Annotated in this window: 19 protein-coding genes; 8 read left to right on the top strand and 11 right to left on the bottom strand. The window is 68.9% G+C overall.

Features of this window, described 5'->3' with window-relative positions:
* Positions 1–150 precede the first annotated feature (150 nt).
* The 6 genes from AC1D29_RS15340 to AC1D29_RS15315 all read right to left on the bottom strand — a co-directional run bounded on the left by AC1D29_RS15340 (position 151) and on the right by AC1D29_RS15315 (position 4,664).
* Positions 151–717 (bottom strand): YceI family protein, encoded by a 567-nt coding sequence (locus AC1D29_RS15340; protein WP_477898836.1) that lies wholly within the window; start codon positions 715–717, stop codon positions 151–153.
* A 45-nt stretch (positions 718–762) separates the two neighbouring features.
* Positions 763–1,296 (bottom strand): YceI family protein, encoded by a 534-nt coding sequence (locus AC1D29_RS15335; RefSeq protein ID WP_477898834.1) that lies wholly within the window; start codon positions 1,294–1,296, stop codon positions 763–765.
* A gap of 12 nt (positions 1,297–1,308) precedes the next feature.
* Positions 1,309–1,851, bottom strand: a complete 543-nt coding sequence (locus AC1D29_RS15330) for a cytochrome b (protein WP_477898832.1) — start codon at positions 1,849–1,851, stop codon at positions 1,309–1,311.
* 96 nt (positions 1,852–1,947) lie between these two features.
* Positions 1,948–2,841 (bottom strand): DMT family transporter, encoded by an 894-nt coding sequence (locus AC1D29_RS15325; protein ID WP_477898830.1) that lies wholly within the window; start codon positions 2,839–2,841, stop codon positions 1,948–1,950.
* Positions 2,838–3,602, bottom strand: a complete 765-nt coding sequence (locus AC1D29_RS15320; protein WP_477898828.1) for a substrate-binding periplasmic protein — start codon at positions 3,600–3,602, stop codon at positions 2,838–2,840. Before AC1D29_RS15320 ends, AC1D29_RS15325 begins: the two co-directional genes overlap by 4 nt.
* A 162-nt stretch (positions 3,603–3,764) precedes the next feature.
* A complete protein-coding gene (locus tag AC1D29_RS15315) occupies positions 3,765–4,664 on the bottom strand; it encodes a DUF2167 domain-containing protein (protein ID WP_477898826.1) in 900 nt (299 codons plus the stop codon).
* Between the two features lie 208 nt (positions 4,665–4,872).
* Here AC1D29_RS15315 and AC1D29_RS15310 point away from each other — a divergent pair, with 208 nt between their 5' ends.
* A complete protein-coding gene (locus AC1D29_RS15310; RefSeq protein WP_477898824.1) occupies positions 4,873–5,364 on the top strand; it encodes a DUF4440 domain-containing protein in 492 nt (163 codons plus the stop codon).
* Positions 5,365–5,420: 56 nt separating this feature from the next.
* Here the strand turns inward: AC1D29_RS15310 and AC1D29_RS15305 are convergent, their stop codons facing one another.
* Positions 5,421–8,963, bottom strand: a complete 3,543-nt coding sequence (locus tag AC1D29_RS15305; protein WP_477898822.1) for an indolepyruvate ferredoxin oxidoreductase family protein — start codon at positions 8,961–8,963, stop codon at positions 5,421–5,423.
* Between the two features lie 217 nt (positions 8,964–9,180).
* On the opposite strand from AC1D29_RS15305, the gene AC1D29_RS15300 reads away from it, so the two are divergent.
* The 4 genes from AC1D29_RS15300 to AC1D29_RS15285 all read left to right on the top strand — a co-directional run bounded on the left by AC1D29_RS15300 (position 9,181) and on the right by AC1D29_RS15285 (position 11,933).
* Entirely contained in the window at positions 9,181–9,675 is a 495-nt protein-coding gene (locus tag AC1D29_RS15300; protein WP_477898819.1) for an Lrp/AsnC family transcriptional regulator, read from the top strand.
* Between the two features lie 41 nt (positions 9,676–9,716).
* Positions 9,717–9,992: a hypothetical protein gene (locus AC1D29_RS15295; RefSeq protein ID WP_477898817.1), complete on the top strand. Its 276-nt coding sequence runs from the start codon at positions 9,717–9,719 to the stop codon at positions 9,990–9,992.
* A gap of 3 nt (positions 9,993–9,995) precedes the next feature.
* Complete coding sequence (locus AC1D29_RS15290) at positions 9,996–10,733, top strand: metallophosphoesterase family protein (protein ID WP_477898812.1); 738 nt, start codon at positions 9,996–9,998, stop codon at positions 10,731–10,733.
* 78 nt (positions 10,734–10,811) lie between these two features.
* On the top strand, positions 10,812–11,933 hold the full coding sequence (locus AC1D29_RS15285; RefSeq protein WP_477898810.1) for a diguanylate cyclase: 1,122 nt from the start codon (positions 10,812–10,814) through the stop codon (positions 11,931–11,933).
* Here AC1D29_RS15285 and AC1D29_RS15280 read toward each other — a convergent pair.
* The 3 genes from AC1D29_RS15280 to AC1D29_RS15270 all read right to left on the bottom strand — a co-directional run bounded on the left by AC1D29_RS15280 (position 11,922) and on the right by AC1D29_RS15270 (position 16,989).
* Positions 11,922–14,525 carry a hypothetical protein gene (locus AC1D29_RS15280; RefSeq protein WP_477898808.1) on the bottom strand — a complete coding sequence of 868 codons (2,604 nt, stop codon included), beginning with the start codon at positions 14,523–14,525 and terminating at the stop codon, positions 11,922–11,924. The two genes, AC1D29_RS15285 and AC1D29_RS15280, sit on opposite strands and share 12 nt — an antisense overlap.
* Entirely contained in the window at positions 14,525–15,163 is a 639-nt protein-coding gene (locus tag AC1D29_RS15275) for a hypothetical protein (protein ID WP_477898806.1), read from the bottom strand. Before AC1D29_RS15275 ends, AC1D29_RS15280 begins: the two co-directional genes overlap by 1 nt.
* Before the next feature lie 200 nt (positions 15,164–15,363).
* Positions 15,364–16,989: a helix-turn-helix transcriptional regulator gene (locus AC1D29_RS15270; RefSeq protein WP_477898804.1), complete on the bottom strand. Its 1,626-nt coding sequence runs from the start codon at positions 16,987–16,989 to the stop codon at positions 15,364–15,366.
* A gap of 64 nt (positions 16,990–17,053) precedes the next feature.
* Here AC1D29_RS15270 and AC1D29_RS15265 point away from each other — a divergent pair, with 64 nt between their 5' ends.
* Both AC1D29_RS15265 and AC1D29_RS15260 read left to right on the top strand, forming a co-directional pair.
* Positions 17,054–17,941, top strand: coding sequence for an EamA family transporter (locus AC1D29_RS15265; RefSeq protein ID WP_477899117.1), 888 nt, complete (start codon positions 17,054–17,056; stop codon positions 17,939–17,941).
* 10 nt (positions 17,942–17,951) lie between these two features.
* Positions 17,952–18,575, top strand: coding sequence for a hypothetical protein (locus tag AC1D29_RS15260; protein WP_477898802.1), 624 nt, complete (start codon positions 17,952–17,954; stop codon positions 18,573–18,575).
* Between the two features lie 4 nt (positions 18,576–18,579).
* Here the strand turns inward: AC1D29_RS15260 and AC1D29_RS15255 are convergent, their stop codons facing one another.
* Positions 18,580–19,371: an isocitrate lyase/PEP mutase family protein gene (locus AC1D29_RS15255; RefSeq protein WP_477898800.1), complete on the bottom strand. Its 792-nt coding sequence runs from the start codon at positions 19,369–19,371 to the stop codon at positions 18,580–18,582.
* A 193-nt stretch (positions 19,372–19,564) separates the two neighbouring features.
* On the opposite strand from AC1D29_RS15255, the gene AC1D29_RS15250 reads away from it, so the two are divergent.
* Positions 19,565–19,933 (top strand): methylglyoxal synthase, encoded by a 369-nt coding sequence (locus tag AC1D29_RS15250; protein ID WP_477898798.1) that lies wholly within the window; start codon positions 19,565–19,567, stop codon positions 19,931–19,933.
* Positions 19,934–19,936: the final 3 nt, after the last annotated feature.

Raw genomic sequence — 19,936 nt, 5'->3', positions numbered from 1 at the left:
AACTGCATGGACGGGCGACAGGCCGCGCGGCCCGGCATGACACCCGTGTGACCGACCCGGCAATAGTTCACGAACCGCGCGCCAGCCCCCGCCACTCACGCAGCAAAAAGCCCGCCGATGGCGGGCTTTGCGGGCAAAAGGCGGCGGGCCTTACTGCTTGATGGCCTCGACCTGGACCAGCAGGCGCACGGCGTCCGGGCTGACCGGTGCGGCATAGGTGATGCCGAACTGGCTGCGCTGGATGGTGGTCTCGAAGTCGCCGCCGCAGACCTCGCGCTTCAGGCGCGGGTTCTCGTAGCAGTTGAAGCCGGTGGCCGTGAGCGTGACCGGGTTGGTCTTGCCGCGCAGCGTCAGCTCGCCGGAGACGCTGGCAACCTTGTCGCCGTTGAAGGTGAACTTGTCGCCGACGAACTTGGCCGTCGGGAACTCCTCGACCGCGAAGAAGTCCTTGCTCTTCAGGTGGCCGTCGAAGGGGCCGGTGCCGGTGGAGATGGAGGCCATGTCCAGCGTGAACTCGACCTTGCCGGTCTTGGCGGCCTTGTCCAGCGTGACCGAGCCTTCCTTCTTGTCCCAGCGGCCGCGAAGCGTGCTGGTGCCGAAGTGCTTGGCCTCGAAGGTGACCGCGGTGTGGGTCGGGTCGATCGCGTAGGTGGCACTCTGGGCCTGGGCGATGCCAGCGACGGCAAACAGGGCGGCGAGGAGCAGGGCTTTCTTCATCGGGTAGTTCTCCGGGGGGTGAGGGGGTTGAGGTTACAGGCCAGCTTAGATGCCAGAGAAGGCCAGTTTGAACTTGACGGTCACGTCGTTGGCGACCATGGAGGTGTCGGCCCATTCGCCGTCACCGATCTTGAAATCGAGCCGCTTGATGGACACGCTGCCACTGGCGACACCGGAGGCCAGCGTGATGGGCACGACCACGTCGCGGCTGGCGCCCTTGAGGGTCAGCTTGCCGGCCACGTCGTATTTGCCGGGGCCTGTGGGCTTGATGCCGCTGGACACAAATGTGGCCTTGCCGTTGCGCTTGGTGTCGAACCACGGCGACTTGGCGACCTCGGCGTCGAAGCTGGCATCGCCCAGCGACACGCTGCCCAGGTCCACCGTGAAGGCGATCTTGCCGGCCTCGGGCTTCTTGGCGTCGAAGTCCAGCTGGGCGTCGAACTTCTTGAACTTGCCGTCGACCGGCACGCCCATCTGCTTGAAGGTGAAGCTGAGGTCGCTCTTGTCGGGCTGCAGCGTGGCGGCGTGGGCGGCCAGGGCGCCGGTGGCGATCAGCAGGGCGGAAAGCAGGCGTTTCATGAGGTCCTTTCTTCAGGCGCGACCCAGGCCCATGCGGGAGAGCAGGCCGTCACGGTCGATGAAATGGTGCTTGAGGGCACCGGCCAGGTGGGCCACCACCAGCAGCGCAAGGCCGTAGGCGGCGAACTTGTGCAGCATCTTGAAGGTCTCGGCGAGTTCCTTGTCCTTGGGCACAAAGTCGGGCAGCGGCAGCACGCCGAACCAGACGATGGGGAAGCCGGCCGCCGAGCTGTAGGCCCAGCCGAGCAGCGGCACGGCGAAGAACAGCACGTAGAGCAGGTTGTGCGTCAGGTGCGCCGCGCGCGCCTGCCAGGCGGGCATGGGGATGTCCGGCGGCGGGCGGTGCGTCAGGCGCCACAGCAGGCGCAGCGCGGACAGCGTCAGGATGGTGACGCCGGCCCATTTGTGCCAGTTGTAGAGCTTCAGACGCAGCGGCGAGAACGGCAGGTCGGCCATGTACAAGCCCACGCTGAAGGCGCCGACGATGGCCAGCGCCAGCAGCCAGTGCAGCGCGATGGCGATGGGGGAATAACGGGCGGGGCTCATCATGGGCATGCAGTGTGTTCCTCCGTGGCCGGGGTTCGGTTCATCGGCCTTGTCGCCAATGTTCAGCGATTTTGAACACAGCTGGCCGTCAGGGGTCAATCCTGTTCAGCGCGCCGCGGGTTTGCGGCCGACCAGGAAGACGCCAGCCAGCACCAGCGCCGTGCCGACGGCGATCCAGCCGTTCATCGGCTCGCCGAGGATGAAGACGCCCATCAGCAGCGTGCTCATCGGCCCCACCATGCCGACCTGCGACGACAGCGGCGCACCGATGCGGGCGATGGCCAGCATCACCATCAGCACCGGCGCCACCGTGCAGGCGGTTGCGTTCAACAGCGACAGCCACAGCACCGGCTCGCTGACCCAGGCGGCCGACAGCGGCCGCAGCAGCACGAACTGGCCGATGCACAGCGCGCAGGCGACGCTGCTGGCCAGCCCGGTCAGCCGCAGCGCGCCCAGGCGCTGCACGACCTTGCCGCTGAGCGCCAGGTAGATGGCGTAGCTGATGGCGCTGGCGAACACCAGTGCCGTGCCCAGCGCCGTGTTCCTGCCCTCGAAGCTCAGCTCGTGCGCGAACACGGCCACGACGCCGGCGTAGCTGATCGCCATCGCGACGAGCTGACGAACCTGCAGCCGGTGGTGGAAGAACACCACCGAGATCAGCAGCACCAGCGTCGGGTTCAGGTACAGGATCAGCCGCTCCAGGCTGGCCGTGATGTAGGCCAGACCGGCGAAGTCGAGGTAGCTGGCCAGGTAGTAGCCGGTGAAGCCCAGCACGGCGATGTCGCGCCAGTCCTTGCGCGTCAGCGCCGGCTTGCCGCGGCCGGCCCACCAGGCGAGCACTAGGAAGAAGGGCAGCGCCAGCAGCATGCGCCACATCAGCAGCGTGATCGCGTCGACGCCATGGCGATAGGCCAGCTTGACGATGATGGCCTTGCCCGAGAAGCCGATGGCGCCCAGCACCGCCAGCGCCAGGCCGTGCCAGAGCTTCTTGGTCGTCACAGCAGCGCGTAGGCCGCGCGCAGCCGCGCTGCCGTGCCGTTCAATTCCAGCGTGCGCATCGCCGCGACGACACGCGCCAGCCGCTCCGGCGCCAGGCTGGGTGCATGGGCCAGCAGCTGCGAGTCGGTGTGGAAGACGGCAGGCAGGATGCGCACGCGGCCCTGCAGGCCTTCGGCCTCGATGACGTGGCGCAGCGTCGCGTCCGACTGGTAGAAGAAGCGGCCGCGGCCGCCGAGCAGCTTGCGCAGGTTGCGCGCGTTGTCGGTTGCGCCATCGTCGACCCGCAGGCCGGGCTGCTCAGCCAGGAAGCTGGGGTAACCGGTCGAGCGGGTTGCCAGGATGACGCCCTGGTCGCCCAGCGCGCGGATGTCGTCGAAGCTGCGCACGTCGACGGCGTCGTCGGCACGCACGGCGACCTGGTGGCGCACGCTGTACAGGGCCGGTGAGTCGATGAAGCGAAAACGCGCGGCGCGCTCGCGGGTCTTCATCAGCGCGAAGAAGAGGTCGATGCGCGCGGCCGCCAGATCGGTCTCGATGCGCGGCATCGGCAGCGCCTCGTCAAGGCCGCTGAACTGCAGGCCGGCGTCGATGCGCTGCAGCGCCTGCACGTAGTCGACGCAGAAGCCCGGCGGGCCTTCACAGCTGACGTTGAACTTCAGCCGCAGGCCGGACTGGGCGACGGTGCGCAGCACCTCGCCCGCGGCCGACGAGCCGGCGGCCAGGGCCAGCGGCAGGGCGATGAGTGGGCGGCAGCGCATCATGGCCGGCGCAGTCTAGGGTGCCCACCCTGCGCGTGCCGCGAAGCTCAACCGCGTGCGGCGGCAATCGTGGCCGGTCGGTCACCGCCAGCGTCTGCGCCGGGAACACCGGCTGCTCATGCACGACAGCCCGGCGCGGCGCGGCCGTCATTCAGGCTGCAGAGTTCAGGCCTCGGGCGAGGCCTTCTTGCGCCCGAACAGCTTGGTCGCTGCCGCGCCGATGCCGATCACGCCGATGAAGATGAGCTTCGCGAACTTGGCCGCAAAGGCCAGGATGACGGCCAGCAGGCCCAGCTTCTTCGCGCCGACACCCAGCACGAGTGCCGCCAGGCCGTACTCGGCGACATGGTCGGTGGCGGCGTCGAAGTCTTCGTAGCGCTTGCCCTTGTCGAACTCCAGCGCGCCGAGCAAGGCCTTGGCATCGGGCTTCTGCGCTGGCAAGTCCTTCAGGTCGGTGATGAAGTTCAGGCTCAGGTAGCCCTCGCGGCCCAGCGCATAGGTGTTGTAGTTGACGCCCTGGCCCGCGTCGGCCGGTGCGCCCTTTTCCCTGGAGCTCATGGCCCAGACGAGGCGGTGCGACGCGGCCTCGTAGGCGGGCACCTCGGCCCAGCCGGTGATCTCTATAGGCGCCACGCCCATCTTCTTGCGCTCGTCGTTGCTGGCCTCGGTGCCTTCCTTGTAGCTGGCCAGCATTTCGTCGGCCTTCCACTCCTTGGCGTCGCCGTCCTTCACATAGCCGGCGGCGATGTAGCGCAGCGTGGCGAACCACTCGCCACCGCTCTTGGGAAAGACCAGACCCGACAGCTCGCTGTGTTCACCCGGGTTGCCCATCGCGCGCAGCAGCTTGGCCGCCTGGGGCTGGGGGATGTAGATGCGGTCCGCCGGCAGGTGAAGCGTCGCCTGGTTGGCGATGGTGATGTCGGTGGGGCCCGTCTGCGCCGCCGCCTTGGCCTCGGTCCAGGCCGGGTCTTCGGCGGGCTTGTCGGCCGGGGTGTCGGCGGCCTGGCCGGACAGGCTCAGCAGCAGGCCGGCAGCGACCAGCAGGCCGCGCAGATGACGATTCATTTGATCTCTCCCTGTAGACGAGGCCGCAGTCTAGGCAAGGCCGGATGCCGCCCTCTTCAGGGATTGCCCCGCAGGGGAGGATTCACAGCTTTCCTGCCGCCAGGGGCCAGCATCATTGGCGTTTTTCCGCGTGCGCCGGCCGGTGCGCCGTCGTTCAATGCGCGCCACAAAAGAGGAGGGAGATCTCGACATGGCAATGATCCACCGAATGCGCCGGCCGCTCGCGTCCGTGACCTGTCTGCTGCTGATGGTGCTCGGCAGCGGCTGCTCGACTGGCCCCAAGGTGCGTGTGTCGCCGCCACTGAGTTGCGACCATCCCGACAGCAGTTGTGTCTCCGACCTGATGCAGGCGCTGGAGGACTGGAAGGACGCCTACAACAGCCGCGACCCGCGACGGCTGCAGCAGCTGTACGCGCCGGGCGCGCTGATCACCGACGACGAATACACGGCCGTGCCGCTGGACGGCGTCGCGCTGCCGGAGTTCTTCGACCAGATGGCGCAGCGGCCGACGGCGCGCATGCGCTGGATCATCGGCAACCTGAAGCTGTTCGGCGAGACGGCGGTGCGCTCCGGCGAATACGAGTTCACCGAGCAGGCCGACGGCCAAGCGAAGGAGCGGCCGGCGCGCTACAGCTTTGCCTACCAGCGCATCAACGGTCGCTGGTTGATCATCCTGCAGCACTCCACGCTGCGCCCCTGAAAGAAAAACCGCCTGCCAGCGGGAGGCTGGCAGGCGGCGGTGGGTCAACGCGCCGTTCAGACCTTCGCGATCAGCGCATCCCACTTGGCCTTGGCCACCTTCTCGTGGCGTTCCTTCACGTGGCCGTAGCCGCGGATGTCTTCCGGCACGCGGGCCAGCTCGACCGCCGTGGGCAGCGTGCCGGCGTTCAGGCCGGCCAGCGCCTTGTCGATGCCGGCGCGGTAGTCGGCGATCCAGCGGCGCTCCATCTTGCGTTCGGCCGTGTGGCCGAAGATGTCGAAGGCCGTGCCGCGCAAGCCCTTCAGCTTGGCCAGCACACCGAAGGCCGGGCGGATCCAGGCGCCCATCTGCTGCTTGACCAGCTCGCCCTTGGCGTTTTTCTTGGCCAGCAGCGGCGGCGCCAGGTGGTGCACGAGCTTGTAGTCGCCCTCGAACATGCCGGCGATCTTGCTGGTGAACGCGGCGTCGGTGTGCAGGCGGGCGACTTCGTACTCGTCCTTGTAGGCCATCAGCTTGAACAGGTAGCGGGCCACGGCTTCGGTCAGCTTGGTGCCGCCCAGCTTGGCCTCTTCAGCGCGCACCTTGTCGACGAAGGCCTTGTACTCGGCCGCGTAGGCGGCGTTCTGGTAGCCGGTCAGGAAGTCCACGCGCTTGGTGACCATCTCGTCGACGCTCTGGCGCTTGACGAACTGGATGACGGCCTGGGCCGCGTACAGCGCCTGCACGCTCTTCAAGTCATGCGCGCAGCGACGGCCCCACTCGAAGGCGACCTTGTTGTTGTCGATCTGCACGCCGTTGAGCTCGATGGCGCGCATCAGCGCGTCGTAGCTCAACGGGATGCGGCCCTGCTGCCAGGCATAGCCCAGCATCAGCGGGTTGGTGTACAGCGAGTCGCCCACCAGCTTGACGGCCACTTCCTCGGCGTCGAACGAACCGAGATGGTCGCGGCCCACCGCGTTGCCGACGGCCGCCTCACAGGCGGCGCCGGGGAAGCTCCAGTTCGCGTCGTTGACCAGCGTGGCCGTCGGCGAGCCGTGCGTGTTCAGCGCCACGTAGGTGCGGCCTTCGCGCATGACGGCCAGCGTGGCCTTGTTGGCGGCGACGATGGCGTCGCAGGCGATGACCAGGTCGGCCTCCGCCGTGCCGACCTTCGTACAGAAGATCGCCTCGGGCGTGTTGGCGATCTGGATGTGGCTCCAGGTCGCGCCGCCCTTCTGCGCCAGGCCCGCGGCGTCCTGCGTGATGACGCCCTTGCCTTCCAGGTGCGCCGCCATGCCCAGCAGCTGGCCGATGGTGATGACGCCGGTGCCGCCCACGCCGCCGACGACGATGCCCCAGGCCTTGTCGGGATTGGGCACGACCGGCATCGGCAGCTGCGGCAGGCCCGCGTCGAACGGGCTCTTGCGGCCTTCCTTCTTGGGCTTCTTCAGCTCGCCACCCTCGACGGTGACGAAGCTGGGGCAGAAGCCCTTCACGCAGGAGTAGTCCTTGTTGCAGGTGTTCTGGTTGATCTGGCGCTTGCGGCCGAAGTCGGTCTCCAGCGGCTCCACCGACAGGCAGTTCGACTGCACCGAGCAGTCGCCGCAGCCTTCGCAGACCAGCTCGTTGATGACGACGCGCTTGGCCGGGTCCACCATCTTGCCGCGCTTGCGGCGGCGGCGCTTCTCGGTCGCGCAGGTCTGGTCGTAGATGATGGCCGTCGTGCCTTCGATCTCGCGGAACTGGCGCTGGATCTCGTCCAGCTCGTCGCGGTGGTGCACCGTCACGCCGAGGGCCAGCGCCACGCCTTCGTACTTGGCCGGCTCGTCGGTGACGATGACCAGCTTCTTCACGCCTTCCGAGATCACGCTGTTCATGATCTGCAGCACCGTGTGGCCCTCGGGGCGCTCGCCCACGGTCTGGCCGCCGGTCATCGCGACGGCGTCGTTGTAGAGGATCTTGTAGGTGATGTTGACGCCGGACGCGATGCTCTGGCGGATGGCCAGGCTGCCGCTGTGGAAGTAGGTGCCGTCGCCCAGGTTGGAGAAGATGTGCTTCTCGTTGGTGAACGGCGCCTGGCCGGTCCAGGGCACGCCCTCGCCGCCCATCTGCGTGAAGGTGGCGGTGTTGCGGCCCGGCATCCACGTCACCATGTAGTGGCAGCCGATGCCGCCCACAGCGCGCGATCCCTCGGGCACACGCGTCGACGTGTTGTGCGGGCAGCCCGAGCAGAACCACGGCGTGCGGTCGGCGCCGCCGGCGGTCTGCATCTCGGCGGTCAGCGACGCCTCCTTGGCGTCGATGACGGCCATGCGCGCGTCCAGGCGGGCGGCGATGTCGCTGTCCACGCCCAGCTTCTTCAGCCGCTTGGTGATGGCGCGCGCAATGATGGCCGGCGTCAGGTCGGCCTGCGGGCGCAACAGCCAGTGCTCGCTGGGGTTGGGCACGCTCCACTCGCCGCCTTCGCCGCCGTCACCGGCGTCGAACTTGCCGAGCACGTTGGGGCGCACGTCGGCGCGCCAGTTGTAGAGCTCTTCCTTGACCTGGTACTCGATGATCTGGCGCTTCTCTTCGACGACCAGGATCTCCTGCAAGCCCTTGGCGAACTCGCGCGTGATCTGCGCCTCGAGCGGCCACACGACGTTGACCTTGTGCAGGCGGATGCCGATGCGACGGCAGGTGTCGTCGTCCAGGCCCAGGTCGTGCAGCGCCTGGCGCGTGTCGTTGAAGGCCTTGCCGCTGGTGATGAGGCCGAAGCGGTCGTTCTTGCCTTCGATGACGTTGTAGTTCAGCTTGTTCGCGCGGATGTAGGCGAGGGCTGCGTACCACTTGTAATTCATCATCCGCGACTCTTGCTCCAGCGGCGGGTCGGGCCAGCGGATGTGCAGGCCGCCCTCGGGCATCTGGAAGTCCTGCGGCAGGATGATGTTGACGCGGTCGGGGTCGACGCTGACCGAGGCCGACGACTCGACGATCTCCTGGATGGTCTTCATGCCCGCCCAGACGCCGGAGAAGCGGCTCATGGCGAAGGCGTGCAGGCCCATGTCGAGGATGTCCTGCACGCTGCTCGGGAAGAAGGTCGGGAAGCCGACCGCCTTGAAGACGTGGTCGCTCTGGTGGGCGGCCGTGGAGCTCTTGGCGATGTGGTCGTCACCCGCGATGGCGATGACGCCGCCGTGCTTGCTGGTGCCGGCCATGTTCGCGTGCTTGAACACGTCGATGCAGCGGTCCACGCCCGGGCCCTTGCCGTACCAGAGGCCGAACACGCCGTCGTACTTGGCCTTCTCGGGGAACAGGTCCAGTTGCTGCGTGCCCCACACGGCGGTCGCGCCCAGCTCCTCGTTGACGCCCGGCTGGAAAACGATGTTCTGCTTGGCCAGGTGCTTCTTGGCCGCCCACAGCGCCTGGTCGTAGGTGCCCAGCGGCGAACCGCGGTAGCCGCTGATGAAGCCTGCGGTGTTCAAGCCCGCCAGCGCGTCGCGCGTGCGCTGCAGCATGGGCAGCCGTACCAGCGCCTGCACGCCGCTCATGAAGGCACGGCCGGAATCCAGCGCGTATTTGTCGTCGAGCGAGACCGTCTGCAGGGCGCGCAGGACGTGTTCGGGCAGCGGGGCGTTCATCGGATGGGTGCTCCAGGGTGGCGACCCGAGCCGCCGTCCCTTGTGAGGCAGGCGCGCGGGCCATGGGCCAGTATGGCCGGACCGATCAGTGTAGGGAAATGAGGGCGAGCAGTGCTTTCTCAATTGCGCTCGGATCGCACGCAGCAAGCAATTTCCTTGCTTCATTTGGCGAATTTCGTTTCAATTCGCATCGCCACTTCGCCGATCAGGGCAAACCATGAGTTCCGAAGAAGCCACTCCCGAGGCGCTGGACCGCCACCACATCGCCATCCTGGCCGAGCTGCAGGCCGACGCCCGCCTGTCCAACGCCGAGCTGGCGCAGCGCATCGGCCTGTCGGCCGCGCCCACCTGGCGGCGCGTCAAGTGGCTGGAGGACCAGGGCTACATCACCGGCTACCGCGCCGAGATCGACCGCAGGAAGCTCGGCCTGGGCGTGCTGGCCTTCGTGCGCGTGGACGCCGAGCGCAGCGCCGGCGCGGCCACCAAGCCGCTGGAAGACGCCATCCGCCAGCTGCCCGAGGTCATCGCCTGCCACTACATCTCGGGCGCCGGCACCTTCGAGCTGCAGGTCATGGCGACCGACCTGGACGCGTTCTCGCGCTTCTCCATCGACACGCTCTTGAACCTGCCGAATGTGAAGGACATCCACACCAGTTTTTCTCTGGGTGAAGTGAAGGCAAGCGGTGTGTTGCCGCTGGGCCATCTGGGCTGAGAGCTGCGCACAATCGCCTCTCCGAACTCTCGCTGACGTCCATGGACTACACCCTCGTGCTGCTCATCCTGCTCGGCCTCGTCATCGTCGCCTTGCTGCAGACCATCTCCCATCGGCTTGCAAGCATCCAGGCCCAGCAGCAGGCGCTGCTGATGCACCTCGGCGTGACCGGCTCGCAGCCGAGCGAGGCGGTGCGCGACCTGGCGCGCGACCCCAAGCGCCGCATCGAGGCCATCCGTCTGCAGCGCCAGCAGACCGGTCAGGGCTTGAAGGATGCCGTCGAGGCCGTCGACAAACTCTCACCGCCCCAGGGCTGACCCATGCGCCTCGCCCTCGTCTCCGACATCCACGGCAACCTGCCGGCCCTCGAAGCCGTCGTCGCCGACATCCGCCGCCATGGCGTCGACCAGGTCCTGTGCCTGGGCGACAACCTGTCCGGCCCGCTGCTGCCGCTGGAAACGGCGCAGTTCCTGATGGCCTCGGGCTGGCCCGTGCTGGCCGGCAACCACGAGCGACAGATCCTCGAGTGGCGGCCCGACGCCGGCGGTGCGTCCGACGGCTACGCGCTGTCGACACTGGGCGCGGCCGAGCTGGACTGGCTGCGCTCGCTGCAGCCGATGTGGCCCTGGGCGCCCGACATCTACCTGTGCCACGGCACGCCACGCCAGGACGACGAGCACTTCCTCGAAACCCCGCGCCATGGCGTGCTGGGCCTGGCCACTCCCGCCGAGATCACCGAGCGCCTGGGCGAGCAACGCAGCGGACTGGTCGCCTGCGGCCACAGCCACCTGCCGCGCGCCCTGCGCACGCCCAGCGGCCAGCTGCTGGTCAACCCCGGCAGCGTGGGCCTGCAGGCCTATGTGGACGACGAGCCCGAGCGCTACGTCGTCGAGCGCGGCACGCCGGACGCGAACTACGCCATCGTCGAGCAGATCGCCGGCGCCTGGCACTGCAGCCAGCACGCCGTGCCCTATGACCACCGCGCGATGGCGGCGCTGGCGCAGCACAACGGCCGCCCCGACTGGGCGCGGGCGCTGGCGAGCGGCTACGTGGATTGAAGCAGCCCGCGGCATGTGAACCCGCACGCGATCAGGCAAGGCCCGGCACCGCCATCGCGGTAGGCTTGCGCCATGGTGATGTCGCACCTCCGACGGCTGGGCGATCTGTGGCTGGGCAGCGAGCGGGCCCAACGCCTCAGGCTGCGCCAGACCTCGCTGGCGATGGCGCTGATGGCCATCAGCTCGGTGATGCTGTACTACGCCATCCACGTCACGCACGGCGAACGCGGGCTGCTGCTGTGGGGCTGGACGGCCTATTCGCTGGGCGGCATGGCGCTGATCTACGCGGCCATCCGCAGCGGCTGGTCGCTGCGCTTCGCCGACCCGTCGCTGACCAGCGTGCAGATCGCCTTCGCGGTCACCTGTGCGGCGCTGGGCTATGCCCAGGCGGGGCTGCTGCGCGGCGGCGTCTTCCCGGTGCTGACGTTGATCCTGATGTTCGGCATGTTCCAGCTGCGCGCCCGCAGCGCCTACGCGCTGAGCCTGTTCGCGCTGGCCATGTTCGGCCTCGTCATGGCCGCCATGTCGCAGCTGCGCCCGACCGACTACCCGCCCGAGGTCGAGTTCGGCCACTTCGTCATGCTGGCCTGCATGCTGCCCGCGGTGGCGACGCTGACGGCGCGCCTGAGCCGCATCCGCCGCCGCCTGTCCGAGCAGCGCGAGGAGCTGGGCCGCGCGCTCGCCCAGCTGCAGGCCATCGCAACGCGCGACGAGCTGACCGGCCTGCCCAACCGGCGCCAGATGCAGGCGCTGATGGACCAGGAGCTGCTGCGCTCGCTGCGCCACCACTACGACTTCTGCATCGCCATCGCCGACCTGGACCACTTCAAGCGCGTCAACGACGCGCACGGCCACGCGGCCGGCGACACCGTGCTGCGCGCCTTCGCCCAGGCCGGCCAGGCCGCCATGCGCGGCACCGACGTGCTGGCCCGCTGGGGTGGCGAGGAGTTCCTCGTGCTGCTGCCCGACACGGCCATGCCGCCGGCACTGGGCGGCATGGAGCGGCTGCGCCAGCACGTCGCCGCGCTGCGCATCGACGTCGGCAGCGCCAAGGTGACCATCACCGTCTCCATCGGCCTGACCGGCCACCGCCGCGGCGACACGCTGGCGCAGACGCTGGAGCGCGCCGACCGCCTGCTCTACCAGGCCAAGGCGGAGGGGCGCAACCGGATCTGCACAGACCCGGCCTCAGTGGCCTGAAGCCCGCAGGTGCTCGCAGCGGCCCATGCGCGCGCCGTGCTTCACCTCATCGACGAACTCGGCCGGGAAGCTGACCTCGGTCGAATTGCCGTGCTTGCAGACGAAGGCCTTCTTCATGTCCACGTACCAGGTCATCGGGACGCCCGGAATGCCGCCCACCATCTCGTTGCCCTTGCCGTTGATCGAGGCGGTGCCGTCCATGCCGTAGCGATAGGCCTCGGCCACGCCCTGGGTGCGGAAGAAGTCGCTCAGCTTGATCCAGCCGATGTCCTCGATCCACAGCATGCCGTGGATGCCGCTGAACCAGACGCCGGCCTGGGCGATCAGCACCTTGCCATCGTCGCTGATGTCGCTGGACGTGATCGGGACCGGGCCGAAGTTCTCCTGGATGTAGGCCGCGCCGTCGGTCTCGCAGCTGACGTCCAGGCCCAGCAGCGGGAAGTCCTCGCACCACTTCAACAGCTTGGTCTTCGTGAAGGCGTTCTTGCCGGTGCCCTTGGTCGCATCCCAGAACACCAGACCGTCCTTCTCGGTCTGCAGCGCCACGCGGCTGGCGTCGGGCGTCATCGCATAGGCATCGATGGCACCGGCGACCTGGTACAGATCGATGGGCTTGCCCTGGTCGATCCAGGCATAGGCCTTCATGAAGTTGCTGTTGCCCAGCACCACACGGCCGTTGCCGGACACCGCATGGGCCCGGTGCCAGGGCTCATTGGCCGTGTCGATGCCGGCCATGCTCAGGGGCTTGATGCCGCCCTTCTCGGTCCAGATGAAGGGCACGATCTCGCCACCGACATAGGTGTCACCGGACCAGCCGCCTTCGCAGAATCCGTCGCCGTTCTTGTCGAGATAGGCGGTGCCTACAGCGGTCTTGCCGGTCGCGTCCAGCGCCCAGCCATAGCTGGCCGAGTAGCCGATCTGGCTGCCGCCGCCGCAGGTGTCGCCGTTCAGGTTGCCCAGGTCGGTCAGGCGGCCGGTTCGGGTGTCCCAGATCGCTGCCGAGTTGGTCGTCACCGGCGTGCCATCGTCGTAGTAGCCGATCACGTTCTTGTTCAGATCGGCCTGCACGATCATCTTGCGGCCGTCGCGGGTGATGCTGGCGTTCACGCCCAGCACGCCCTCGGGTGACCACTCGATGCCCTTCCTTGAGTCCCAGACGAAGGGGGTGTTGTCGATGGTGCCGGCGGCGCGCTCGCCGTCCTTGGACAGGCTGCCCAGGTAGCCGTAGGTCACCGGGGTGTACTGCACGCCGTCCTTGTAGCCATTGAAGTAGAAGTTGGCGGTCTTGGTGACGCCGGCTTCCGCGGTGATGGCGCTGGCCGTGCAAGCCAGGTCATTGGCCGCGATCGACTGCTCGTTGGTGTTCCAGTATTCGGCCTCGGACACCAGGGCCGTGGGCTCGGTCGGATAGCCGCCGGCCACGATCTCCTCGGTGTAGAGCTTGTACTTGGCGCCCGGCTTCAGGTTGTTGATGCGGAAGCGCCCGTCCGGTCCGATCTTGCCCTGGGTCTTGTCGCCGGACTGCGCCGAGATGGCGTCGCCGAGCGGGTCATTGACGTTGCGGGCAATGATGTTGATGCCGCCGTAAGGCGTGCGGCCGTCCTTCAGATAGAGCGTGCCGGCGATGGACCCGCGCGTCTTCGAATAGGCCGCGGTCGGGTAGAGGTCGGAGATGGCCGCGATGTCATCGGGACGGTCGACCGTGCTCATTTCCAGCCCGGGGTTCTTCCCCTGCGCGTTCACCGTGTCCGGATTGATGAAGGGGAACATCGTCTCGATGTACTTCGGATCGATCTTGCTCGCGTTCGGGTCGTAGAAGTTCCAGGACGCGAGCGGCTTCACGCAGCCGGGCACACCGGGGTGCAGAGGGTAGAAGTCCAGGTCGCTGAAATAGGCCATGTGGCCATTGACCTGCGAGTGCGACATGTTGATCGCGTGGCCGAACTCGTGCGTGAACACGCCGGCGATGCGCTTGCCGTCGATGTCGGGCGGCGGCATCCAGGGTTGCTCGGGGTCGAGTGCCTCGTGCACCACGACATAGCCGTTCATCACGGCCGTGGCCTTGACGATGGTCTCCGGATAGCCGTCGCCATCGCGGTCCTCGGCGATCTCGGCAAAGGCGATGCCCAGCACCTGATCGCGAGGGGCGCCGAAGACTTCCTCGATGACCAGGCCTTGCTGGTCATAGATGACGTACATGCCGCCTTCGTTGTACTGGCCGTAGACCTTCATGGCGGTCTCGCCGTCCTGGACGTCCACGCCGATGCTGGGCACCTGGCTGAACTTCTTGAACTTCTTCGGGTCGGTTGTGGCCTTCCAGGTCGAGGTGGCGACATTGCTCCACTGGCTGACCGCGAAGGCCGTGATCTTGTCGGCCTGGGCGTTGTTCAGGAACACCGAGCCGTCATTCTTGTAGGTCAGCGGGCCGATGTCGGTGTAGACCTGGATGGGCTTGCTGGTGTCCCAGCGCTGCGGTTGTGGGTTTTTCGGATGGTCGGTCAGCAGCAGCGGGCCGGCAGCGTTTGCCGACGTCAGCACGACCGAGAGGGTGGCCAGCAGCGCGGCGGCCAGCGAAGTCTTGAGCGTGCTCATCAGCGCATCACTCCCTTTTCAATCCATTGTTCCGAGACGGCGCGCTTGACGAAGTGGTTCAGCACACCGCCCTCCACCGCGCCGCCAGACTTGTTGGCCAGCATGGCGGCCTCGTTGGCGTTCAGCACGCTGGGGTCAACCGTCATGCCCTTGAACAGGTCGCGGTTGTTGTAGCTGTTGGCCAGCTTGGAGCCGCTGGAGGTGAACTTGCCCTGGGCCAGGCCGACCGGCGTGACCATGCCGGTGCGCAGCGCCGGCTTGTTCATGAAGGTGGTGACCTTCTCGCCCACCTTCCAGCTCGCCATGCCCTCGATCTTGGCGGGCAGCAGGTAGCGACCGTCGCCCAGCTTGCGGGTCTTCAGCAGACCGTACTGACGGAACTTGTAGCTGCTGTTGGCCGCCAGGTCGCGCTTGACGCTGTCCTTGACCTTCAGCGTGACCTCGGTGAAGGGCAGGCCGTTCTCGATGCCGTCGGTCAGCTTCGTGACCTCGCCGGTCACGATCAGGTCCGAGACCTGGATCATCTGCTTCAGGTTTTGCGGCACCAGCTGCGAGGCCTGGGCGCAAGGGGCCAGCAGCACGGCCAGGCCGCCCAGCAGGGCCCGGCGCCGCAGCGCGGAGAAAGGTTCTCGGTTCATGGCGGAAGGGGTTCGGTTGGTGGCGGACAGCGCTCCGCCAGCCCAAGCCCGTGGTCATGCCGCCGGCCCGCGCTGAGTGGTCGTCTCGTCCGGGGTGAGGGCACTGTGCGGCGCGCTCAAGCGCCCGCCCATCCCCCGCGGCGGGGGACCCGCGACTGCGGGGAGCACAAACCCCGGCGGGGAATTCCCGCAGCCAGGGATCAGACGGGCAGGCCGATGACGCCCAAGGCCCGCGCCCGCGTCACCGCATGCTTGCGCGAACCCGCTTCCAGCTTGGCGTAGATCTTCTTCAGGTGCGACTTGACCGTCTCGTCGCTGACCGCCAGCGCCGTGGCGATCTCCTTGTTGGAGTAGCTGCGTGCCACCAGCACCAGCACTTCGCGCTCCTTGGGGCTCAGCAGTCGCTCGGCCACCGTCGTGCCGGCGCCCAGCGAAGCCGGCCCGCGGCGCAGCGCCGCCAGCGGATGGCTGAGCCGCATGCGCTGGGCCTCCCGCTCCTTCACGGCGAGCGCGCTGCGCGCGTGCGCATAGGCCCGGCCCATGTCACCCGCGGCGGCCCAGTCCTCGGCCAAGGCCACGTACAACGACGCCGGGGCCTGCCAGCCAACGATCGTCAGCCCCTCGGCCAGCGTCGCCTCGCCGTGATGCAGCGCCGCGTTGGGCAGTGCCAGCCCGGCCGGCGGCGGCAGGCGCGGATGGCGGCGGTGCATCTGGGTCAACACCTCGTGCACGCCCACCACCAGCGCGCTGAAGCCATGCTGTGCGATCAACACCCGGGCCTCGGCCAGCGCTGCCTGCGCCGCCTCGACCTGGCCCGCCGCCGACAACGCCCGCGCCAGGCCCAGCAGGTTGACGGCAAGGTTGTCGGTGGAGCGCCCCGCGCGGTACATCGCGATCGCCTCGGCCATCGGCCCCACGGCCTCCACGCCGCGGCCCAGCGCCAGCAGCGTCTGCGCCAGCTCCGCGCAGGCATTGGCCTTGTTGATGCCGGACGGCACGACCGCCAGCGAGGCCAGCGCATCGCCCTGCAGCACCAGCGCTTCGTCGAGCCGGCCGATCTCCTTCAGAAAGGCGCCCAGCCGCGTCTCGCAGGCCCCAATCAGCGCCGGCCAGCCGGCCGCCCGCGCCTCCAGCGTGGCCTGGTCGTAGCAGGCGGCGGCGCGGTCGAACTCGCCCAGGCCCTGAAGCGCCGTGCCGGCGTTGATCGTGCAGACCAGCGCGTGGCGCAGCAGGCCCCAGTGCCGGGCCAGGTCGGCCGCCCGCAGGAACAGCTCGGCCGCACGCCCCGGGTCGCGGCGCGACAGCGGCAGCGCCTGCGCCGCATGGGCAAAAGCAGCGGCGGCCGGGTCCAGCGCGTCACTGGCGGTTTCGGTCGGGACGGCAAAGCTCTGCTCATAAGCCAGCCAGGCCTGCGCGACGGCCCCGCGGCGGGGGTCGGGCCCGCGCGCGTGGCTGGCCGCCGCGCGCGCATAGGCCTCCAGCTCACGCTCGCGCTGGCCACGTGCCTTGGCGACGATGGCCTCCGCGAGCAGCGCGTCACCCTCCAGCACCGCGTCGGCCGCCTGACGGCGTGCCGAGGCGAGCAGCGTCTCGGCAGCGTCGATGCGCCCCTCGAGCGCGGCGATCTCGCAAAGCGTCAGCGCCAGCCGCGCCTGCAGCACGGGCGGCTGCTCGGGCAGTGCCTGCACCTGCGCGCACAGCCTCGCCGCGCGGGCACTCTCGCGCTGGCGCAGCTGCCAGGCCAGCTCGGTAAGCGCCGCAGCCGCTCCGCCCAGCGCGGCCGCTTCGAGGTCGGCCAGCGCTGGGGCGGCGACGAGGTATTCCATGCAAAAAATTGTAGGAGGGCCCGCACCCTAGACTGACCCCATGTCGTCGCCCTCCCCGCAATCGCTGCCGCTGCGCCACTTCCTGCTCGCCCTCGCCGTCGTCACGATCTGGGGCAGCAACTTCGTCGTCATCAAATACGCACTGCACACGCTGCCGCCGATGACGCTGGCCGTGCTGCGCTTCAGCTTCGCGCTGGTGCCGGCCTGCTTCTTCCTGCGCCGCCCCGCGGTCGGCTGGCGCAACCTGGCGGGCTATGGCCTGTTCATCGGCGTGGGCCAGTTCGGCCTGCTGTACCTGGCCATGCGCAGCCAGATCTCGCCGGGCCTGGCGTCGCTGGTCGTGCAGACGCAGGTCTTCTTCACGCTGCTGCTGGCCGTGCGTATCCGCAAGGAGAAGGTGCTGGGCACGCAGTGGCTGGGCCTGGTGCTGGCGGCCGGCGGCGTGGCCGTCATCGCCTCGCACACCGACGGCGCGACGACGGCCCTGGGCGTGGCCATGGTGCTGGCCGCCGCCTTCTCCTGGGCCTGCGCCAATCTGCTGACCCAGCGCGCCGGCCGCATCGACATGCTGGCCTACGTCGTCTGGAGCAGCGCCTTCGCGGTGCCGCCGCTGCTGCTGCTGGCTTTGCTGATCGACGGGCCGCAGCAGATGGCGGCCGGGCTGGCGGCGTCCGATCTCGGCACCTGGGCCGCCGTGCTGTGGCAGTCGCTGGGCAACACGCTGTTCGGCTACGGCGTCTGGAGCTGGCTGCTGGCCCGCCACCCGGCCGGGCGCATCGTGCCCATGGCCTTGCTGGTGCCGGTGTTTGGCATGGGCTCGGCCAGCCTGATGCTGGGCGAGCCGCTGCCGGGCTGGAAGCTGATCGCCGCGGCGCTGGTGCTGTCCGGTCTGGCGATCAACCTGTTCGGACCGCGGCTTTTGCAGCTTCGGGGCCAGGTCGCCCGGGACTAAGCTCGGGCGCATGAAGCGCCGCGCCCTGCTGTTGCTGCCCCTGCTGACGACGCTGGCCGCCGCCGCGCCGCCGGCGGTGCAACTCGTCGTCGAGCTGCGCTGGGTGGACAGCAACCTGGCGCCCGCCGCCCAGGCCGGCGTGCGCGACGGCGCCGTCGTCGTCGGCACGGCGGGGTCCATCTCGCCGCGCGGCGCAGGCGTCGTCACGTCGACGGCGGCACCGCCGCCTCAGCAGATGCAGCGCCTGAACGTGCTGAACGGCCAACGCGCCGCACTGCGGCTGACGACGCTGGAACCCCTGCAATGGGCCGAGGCCGTCGTCGAACTGGACCCCGCATCCGGCGCGCAGCGCCGCATCTACGCCAGCCCGCGCAGCGGCGAGCGCCGCACGACGCAGGGCTTTGTCATCACGCCCAGCTGGCCCGGCGGCAGCGCGCCGGTGCGCGTCGCGTTCGACATCGAGCAGGACGACCAGGCGTTCCAGTCGACGTTGCAGGTGCCGCTGGACCGCTGGCAGACCGTCGCGCGCAGCGGCACCGCCGCAGCGCCGGCGCCCCGGGGCACGCTGAGCAGTGGCGACGCGGCCGGCCGGCCCGAGCGCGAGCTGCAGATCCGCGTCAGCGTTCAGCCGTGACGCGTCATTGCGCGGCGTTCAGCGCGGCATTGATTTCGGGATACGGCGCCGCGCCATCGAACAGGCCATCGCCCCCGCCTTGGGCCAGGAAGCCTGCGGCCGCGCGCTGCGCCCGCCCCCACGCCGCCTCGGCGATGGCGCTGCCCGCGGAGATGCGGCGCACGCCCAGGCGCTGGAGTTCACCCAGGTCAGGCAGCGCCGGCCGCGCCATCACATTCAGCGGCAGCGGCTGGCCGCCCACCAGCGCCTCGATGTCGGCCACCGTCGTGACGCCGGCCGCGAACAGGCCGTCCGCCCCGGCCGCCGCGTAGTCGCGCGCCCGCAGCAGCACTTCCTCCGCCGCGCGGCCCGGCGCCAGGTTGCGCAGGTAGACGTCGCAGCGCGCGTTGATGAAGAGGTCCACGCCGGCCCGCGCCGCGGCAGCCTTGATCGCCTCGATCTTGCGGGCCAGCAGGGCCGGCGCACCGGCGCCGTCCTCGAGGTTGATGCCGACGATGCCGGCCTCGACCAGGCGCATGACGTTGTCGGCCGCCGTGGCCGGGTCGTCGCTGTAGCCGGCCTCGCTGTCGGCGGACAGCGGCACGCGCGCGACGCGGGCGATGCGCTTGAGCGCCGCGGCGTGCTCGGCGATGGGCAGCTGGTTGCCGTCGGCATAGCCCAGCGCCCAGGCCAGGCCGGCGCTGGTCGTGGCCACGGCGGGCACGCCCAGGCTCTGCATGAGGACGGCGCTGCCGGCGTCCCAGACGTTGGCGATCTTCAGGAGTTCGGGGCCTTGGTGGAGCTGGCGGAAGTTCATGGCCGGTGCTGCGAGGGGTGAATGGGGTGCCCATCCTGCCTGCGTCTGCTGCCAACGCGTGGCAGTGAAGACGGCGCCCGGGCGCCAGCAATGAAGTGAGCGTTACCAGCTGGGCGGAGGAACTGCCAAGTTCTTCGCACTGAGCCCCCAGACTGCGTGTAACGTGGCCGCTTTTGCACCGCAAGCCCGTTCGATGAGACTCGCCTTGATCGCCCATGACGGCAAGAAGGACGACATGATCGCCCTCGCCGCCGATTTCCTGCCGCTGTTGCGTCGCTGCCAGCTGATGGCCACCGGCACGACGGGCGCCCGGCTGGCCGAGGCCCATGGCCTGGTCATCGAGCGCATGCTCAGCGGTCCCATGGGGGGCGATCTGCAGATCGGCGCCCGGCTGGCGGTGGGCGAGCTGGACGGTATCGTCTTCCTGCGCGACCCGATGACGCCGCAGCCGCATGAACCCGACATCAACGCCCTGGTGCGCGCCTGCGATGTGCACGACGTGCCCTGCGCGACGAATGTCGCCACGGCCCGCCTGCTGTTGACGCGCTGGAGCGCCCAGTGACAT

It is taken from the genome of Roseateles sp. P1_C6 (assembly GCF_056406315.1).
This window is presented reverse-complemented; position numbering and strand designations above follow the sequence as displayed.